Annotated in this window: 4 protein-coding genes and 1 pseudogene; all 5 read right to left on the reverse strand. The window is 74.5% G+C overall.

Annotated elements, in window-relative coordinates:
- Nucleotides 1-103 precede the first annotated feature (103 nt).
- A complete protein-coding gene (locus ACH4K1_RS16700) occupies nt 104-1144 on the reverse strand; it encodes a BTAD domain-containing putative transcriptional regulator (protein ID WP_398090043.1) in 1041 nt (346 codons plus the stop codon).
- A 193-nt stretch (nt 1145-1337) separates the two neighbouring features.
- Nucleotides 1338-2654, reverse strand: a complete 1317-nt coding sequence (locus ACH4K1_RS16705; RefSeq protein ID WP_398090044.1) for a serine/threonine-protein kinase — start codon at nt 2652-2654, stop codon at nt 1338-1340.
- 75 nt (nt 2655-2729) lie between these two features.
- Nucleotides 2730-3500, reverse strand: coding sequence for a serine/threonine protein kinase (locus ACH4K1_RS16710; RefSeq protein WP_398090045.1), 771 nt, complete (start codon nt 3498-3500; stop codon nt 2730-2732).
- Between the two features lie 126 nt (nt 3501-3626).
- Entirely contained in the window at nt 3627-5648 is a 2022-nt protein-coding gene (locus tag ACH4K1_RS16715) for a family 43 glycosylhydrolase (protein ID WP_398090046.1), read from the reverse strand.
- A gap of 29 nt (nt 5649-5677) precedes the next feature.
- A pseudogene (locus ACH4K1_RS16720) lies at nt 5678-6289 on the reverse strand (M23 family peptidase); the annotation flags it as partial.

The following is a 6289-nucleotide window of genomic DNA, read 5'->3' on the forward strand; positions in this document are numbered from 1 at the left end:
GGGCGACGGAGGACGGGAGCCGTTCCCGGCCGCCGAGCGGGAAGTGCCCGTGGGGGAGCCCGGACGGCTCCACCCGCTCGGGTGAGCGCCGTCACCGGTGCGGTCAGGGGCGGGCGCGCAGTACCGTGCGGTGCGCGCCTCGCAGTACCGGCCCCGGAGCGACCCCCAGATCGTCGGCGAGGCGGCGGCGGGCACGCTCGAACACCGTCAGCGCCTCGGCCTGCCGCCCGTTCCGGTGCAGTGCCCGGATCAGCAGGGCCGCCAGCGGCTCGTTATGGGGGTGCGCCGCCGTCAGCGCGAACAACTCGGCCGTGGCCTCCGCGTTCCGGCCGAGCCGCAGCTGCCCCTCCAGCTTCCGCTGCGTGAGGGCGATCCTGCGCTCGGTGAGCCGCAGCCGCTCCCCTTCGGCGAACGGGCCGGGGAGCCCGGCCAGAGGTTCCCCCCGGAAGAGCCCCAGCGCCTGGGTGCACAGGCTCACCACCGCACGCGGTTCGTCCGCCCGTTCCGCCTCCGCGACGGCGGCGGAGAGCTGCTCGAACCGTGCCACGTCCACGTCGGCCGCCGCGGAGGCCAGCCGGTAGCCGCGGGCGCCGTGCTCGATGACCGGGTCCTGCCCCCCGCCGGGGTGCAGGACCTTGCGCAGCCGGTAGACGTAGACGGGCACCACGTTCCCGGCCGGTGGCTCCGCGCCCCACACTCCGTCGAGCAGTTCCCCCCGGCTGAAGGATCGCCCGGCGCCCAGCGCCAGGACCGCCAGGACCGCTTGCTGACGCAGATGCCCCGCGTCCAGTCGCCGTCCGTCCTGCCGGACCCGCAGGGGACCGAGCAGCGAGATCCCGAGCCGGCCGGCCGCCGTCGGCAGTGCCGGGGCCTGCGGATGCGGCCGGTGCGCAGGGGTGCGGACGCCGTGCCCGGGGACGACCAGACCGCAGTCGAAGGCGTGCACGATGGCGGCGTCCCGGTCACGGAGGCCGAGCTTCACCAGGACGCCCGCGAGGTGCTCGGCGACGCTCTCCTCGGAGAGGGCGAGGGCGATGGCGATCTCGTCGTCCCGCAGTCCGCAGCCGACCGCCGCGAGCACCCGGCGCTCCGGGGGCGAAAGCTGTGCGGCGGTGGGGTGTCCGGTGAGGGTGGTCGTCGACATGGCTGTGCCCCCGGCTCCGTTCGGACGGCTCTCTTGCGGTGCGGTGGTCAGGTTAGGGAGGGAGCGCCGGGCCGGGTATCCGGAACGATCCGGAGTGACGGGCTGCCGGAGGCCCGCCCCGGACGGCCCGTGTCCGGCGCCCCCCACCGGGGAGCCGCAGACCCGTCTTCCCCGGTGGGCGGGCCGGCGCCGTTCAACCGGGGCCTTCCGAGGGGCCGGTGCACCAGGGGAGGGCCGGATGGTCTTTCGTACGGACGGCGGGCAGCCAGGCCGTGGACTCCGCGTCCTCGCCGGGAAGGCGGATCCGGAACCAGAGGGTGGAGTGCAGGTCCGCCTCGTCGATGATGGGCCAGCCGTCGCGCAGCCGGCAGTCCGTTTCGAGGACGTCCCCGTGCCACACCCGCGTCGACACCACGTTCTCGGCCGTGTAGGGCTGGTGCGGATCGATCGCGAGCCCCAGACTGCACGCCGGGTGGCGGCCCTCGCGGTCCTGGCAGCCTCGCTCGGCGTTGAACACCCGGATGCGCACGGGGGAGCGGCCGGCGTCCTCCCCGTCCCCGATCCACCAGAGCCCCCCGGTGAGCGTCGCCGCGCACGCGAGAAGGGCGGCGAGGACGCCGAGCCGGGAGAGGAACCGGGGGCGCGGCGCCCGGCGGCCGGGGCTCCGCGCGGCGGCCGTGATCCGTTCGAGCAGGTTCTCGGCGGTGTGCGCGGCCCGGGCCTCGTGCGTGGGCGCGAGGCAGTCGGCGGCCACGGTGCGCCAGAACTCCGGGACGGCGTTGTCCATCCGCAGGGCCGCCCGGCCCTCGCCGTACTCCTGCACGGCGGCGCCCCGCGTGATGGGGGTGGCGCCGGGGAACGGCGAGGCGCCCGCGGCGAACACCTCGTGGATCACGATCCCGAGGGCCCAGACGTCGGCCGTGGGCCGGACCTGGACGCCGCGCTCCCCCAGCGGCTGCCGCCACCGCTCGGGGGGCAGGTAGTCCGGGGTGCCCATGGGGGCCGCGTAGCCGTGGGTTCCGCTGAGTTCGATGGCGAAGCCGAAGTCCGAGAGCCGCACCTCGCCGTCCTGGTGGATGAGGACGTTCTCGGGTTTGAGGTCGGTGTGCACCCAGCCGCTGCGGTGGAGATGGGCCAGCCCCTCGCAGATGCCGGTGATGATCCGGCCGCCCTCCTCCTCGGTGATCCCGGCGGCGAGCAGTTCGCGCAGGCTGCACCTGGCCCGCTCCATGACGAGGACGATCGCCCCGTCGAGGGCGGGCCGGTCCGGGGCGTTCAGTACGAGGGTGTCGAGGAGCCTGATGAGTCTCGGGTGGGGCGCCTGCCGGCCGAGTTCGACCTCGCGGCTCGCCGCTTCGGCCACGTCGCGGGCCTGGCGGGGCGCCAGTCCGGCGGTGGGCATGACCTTGAGGGCGACTTCGGGGCCGTCCGGCCGGTCCGCCGGCCGTGCGGCGTACACGGTGGCCCAGCCTCCGGAACCGATCTGCTCCGTGACGGTCCACTCGCCCACGCGGTATCCGGGGGGCAGGATTCCGGCCCGGTCGCCGCTCCCGGACGCGGCCCGGTTCTGCGGGGGCACCGCGGCCTACCGCCCGGTCGGGGGCTGGACTCTTCGCGGCAGGAGCGCGAGGTGCTCCTCATGCACGATGCCGAATCTCAGAGCGATCGCCACCACGGCCTCGCGTTTGCCGTTCCGGCGCTCCGTCCGCCCGGCGCCGTCGGCCGCGGGGACGTCCACCCTCAGCTTCTCGTCCGCCAGGTAGTCGATGTGCGAACTGACCGCGCGCGCCGTCAGCTTGGCGCACGCCGGGTGGCCCCGGAGCCGTTCGACGACCTGGGGGGTGGTCGGAACCGCGACGGGCCAGGCGTCGCGCAGCCACGGTTCGCACAGCGCGACGAGCACCAGGAAGTAGGTGGAGGTCTCGTCCAGGGAGTACGCCGTCAGGGTGCGGCTCTCCCCGGCTCCGCCCGTGGAGCGCGGATCGAGGTAGACGTGGTCGGGGGCGAACACCTGGAAGCTGACCGGGGTGTCGCTGCGGGAGGGCAGCACCACGCGGGAGAACTCGAAGGGGATCGAAGCCCCGAGGCGGCGCGGCGGAACCCGGAGGTACTCCCCCGCCCCTTCCGGGTTCTCCACGAGATAGCTGTGGGTGCTGCTGAGATTGCTCAACTGCCAGTGGTCGTCGGTCGCCCGGATCTCCCCGGCGAGGCGGGACACGGTCGACTCGGCCAGGCGGAGTTCGACCGGCGTGGTGGACGAGCCGCGGCCGAAACGCGCACTCTCCCCGGGACCGAGCCGGAGGGTCACCGGAGCGCTCCCGTCCCCGCCTGGCAGATGCACGACAATCCCGCTCAACGCTCCCCCGTCCCCCACGGTTTCCCAACGGCATGGGGCACGCTACCGCCTGTGAGTGCCGCCCTACCGCGTGGTATCAGTCACGTTTAGGACAGCCGCGGGAGAGGCGGGCGGGCGGGCGGCCCCTCAGAGAGCGGGGGATCCCGAACGCAGCGGAGCCACGGCGCGGTCGCCGAAGGAGGCCCAGGGCTGCCAGCCGCCGCCCGGCCGGGCCTGTACGCGGGTCCGCACCCGGCCCTCGGTGGAGACCGCGAAGACATGGATGCGCCCGGTCGCGTCCAGGGCGGCGGCGGGGGTGGCGGCGAGGAGGCCGCCGGGCTCACCGAACTCGCCTCCGGGATCCCAGCCCCCGCCGGGCGCGTACTGCCACCGGTGATCGAGCCGGTCGCCCCCGGGTGACAGGGCGAACGCCTCCAGTCGGCCATCGGCGCCGGGCAGGAGCAGCGGAGTCCCGGCCGACCAGCCGAACAGGGGCAGCCAGTCGTCCCACCCTCCGCTCGGTGCGGACTGGCGGCGGTGGAACGCTCCCGCACCGGACGGTCCGAGGGCGGAGACGGTGAGCCGCCCGCTGCCGTCGCGCGCCACGCGCGGAGCCGCGCCGGCCGCGGTGCCGAAGCGGGCCCACGAGGACCAGGAGCCGCCCGGCGACAGCTGCCACCGGTGCCGGATCTCCGCGCCTCCGGGCTGGAGGCTGAACACTTCCAGCCGCCCGTCGGCATGGGCGGCGACGACGGGCGGGGCTCCCGCCGGGCCGCCGAATCCGGGCTCCCACGCGTCCCACGTGAGGGCCCCGGGCGACCACTGCCGACGCCGGGAGACCACGGCGCCGCCGGGGCTCAGGGCGAAGACCTCCAGGCGGCCGGAGGCGTCGCGCGCGACGGCGGGGGCGGCTCCGGCCGGTCCGCCGAACTCCTCCCAGTCGTACCAGCCTCCGCCCGGCCGCTCGACCCGGTGGTGCAGGTGGGCGCCGCCGGGGGCGAGGGAGAAGACCTCCAGCCTGCCGTTGGTGTTGCGGCCGAGGGTGGGGACCGCGCCGGCCGGCCCGCCGAACTCCTCCCACGCCGACCAGGTGCCGGCGTCCGGGTCGAGCTGGACGCGCCGCAGCATCGAGCGCCCCGCGTCGTCGAGGGCGAAGACGTTCAGGCGGCCCTGGGCGTCCTGGGCGGCGACCGGATTGTCCGGGCTCTGCCAGAAGGGCGGCGTCTCCTGCCAGTGCAGCGGGGCCAGGTACAGGCCGCGCCCGAACCAGCCGGCGGCGCTCGCGTACCAGCGGTCCCCGTCGGCGACCGGCTCGACCGCGTGCCCGGGCACATGTCCGGCGTAGCCGTCCAGGGCGAAGCGGAAGGGGTCGCGGGAGACGAGGACGTCGGTGCCCGTGTATCCGCCGCGGGGCCCGATGAACAGGTAGTACCAGCCGTCCTTCGCGGTCACGAAGGGCGATTCGGTGACGGAGACTCCGGAGGCGGCGGTGCTGGGGTCGGCGTAGGCGATGCCCGGCTCGCCCCAGTGGAGCAGGTCGTCGGAGCGGCGGTAGCAGACCAGGTGACGGCCGTCGGAGGCGGCGAGCTCGGTGTAGTACATGACCCATTGGGCGCCGATCCGCACCACCATGGGGTCGCGTGCGGCCCGCCCCCGGAAGAGGGGGCCCGAGGGGATCCGGGTCCAGGTGAAGAGGTCCGGGGAGGTGGCGAGGTTGATCGCGGCCCCGGCGGCGCCTCCTGCGGCGTAGAACATCCAGTACCGGCCATCGGCCTCGATGACGTGCGGGGCCCACAGGTGCTGTTCGCCGTGGTAGGCCGGGGCGACGGTCAGCGCGTCGGCATGGCTGGTCCAGGGGCCGTACGGCTGGGGGGCGGAGGCGTGGACGAAAGAGGTCTCGGCGGAGCTGTCCGGTACCTGGCCGGGCGCGACGCTGTCCCCGACGATGCCGAAGAGGTGCCATCGGCCGTTCGCCCTGATCAGGGTGTGATCGTTGAGGTAGCGGCGGCGGCCGGGGGTGGAGGGGTCGTAGACATGGGTGAAGGAGCCGGCGCCCACCCACTGCGCCTGGGGAGCGGGGGCGGCGGTCGCGGCACGGGCCGTGAGCGGGAGCACGAGGGCTCCCGCTCCGGCCGCGCGCAGCAGGCGCCGCCTGCTGATCGGTTGCACGGGACGCTCCAGAGGGGTGTGGCGGGTCGTCAGTCGATTCCGGGTCCGGCGGTGTCCCTGAGCCAGCCCCACTGGGACCAACTGGAGAATCCGGTCTGCCAGCGGTGGTGGACTCCGGCGGGGCTGGTTCCGAACACTTCGATCCGGCCGTCGGCGTTGGCCACCGCCGTGATCTCCGTGCCACCGGTGCCGAAGGACTCCCAGGGCCCGTAGGCGGCGTTCACGCCGGTCTGCCACATGTGCTGGGCCGCGTCACCGTTGATCGCGAAGACCTCGACCCGACCGTCCACCGCCCGCTGGGTCGTCAGCTGCGCGTTCGCCAGACCACCGGTCCCCTTCCAGCCCGACCAGCCCGAAGGACCCGTCTGATACCGGTGGAACACCCCCACCGGACCCGAGGCGAACACCTCGAGACGACCGTCCTGATTCTGGTCCACCGTCAGGTCGTGGCCGCCCTCGCCGAACTTCTCCCAACCGGACCAACCGCCACTGACCGCCGTCTGGTACTGATGCTCGAACACCTCGCCGTTCAGCGCGAACACCTCGAGGCGGCCGTCCGGCGCCTTCCCCATCTCGATCCGGCTGTTCCCCGGACCACCACCGGTCCCCTCCCACCCGGACCAACCACCGTTCGGCGCCGT

It is taken from the genome of Streptomyces sp. NPDC017448 (assembly GCF_044330565.1).
Classification (GTDB): domain Bacteria; phylum Actinomycetota; class Actinomycetes; order Streptomycetales; family Streptomycetaceae; genus Streptomyces.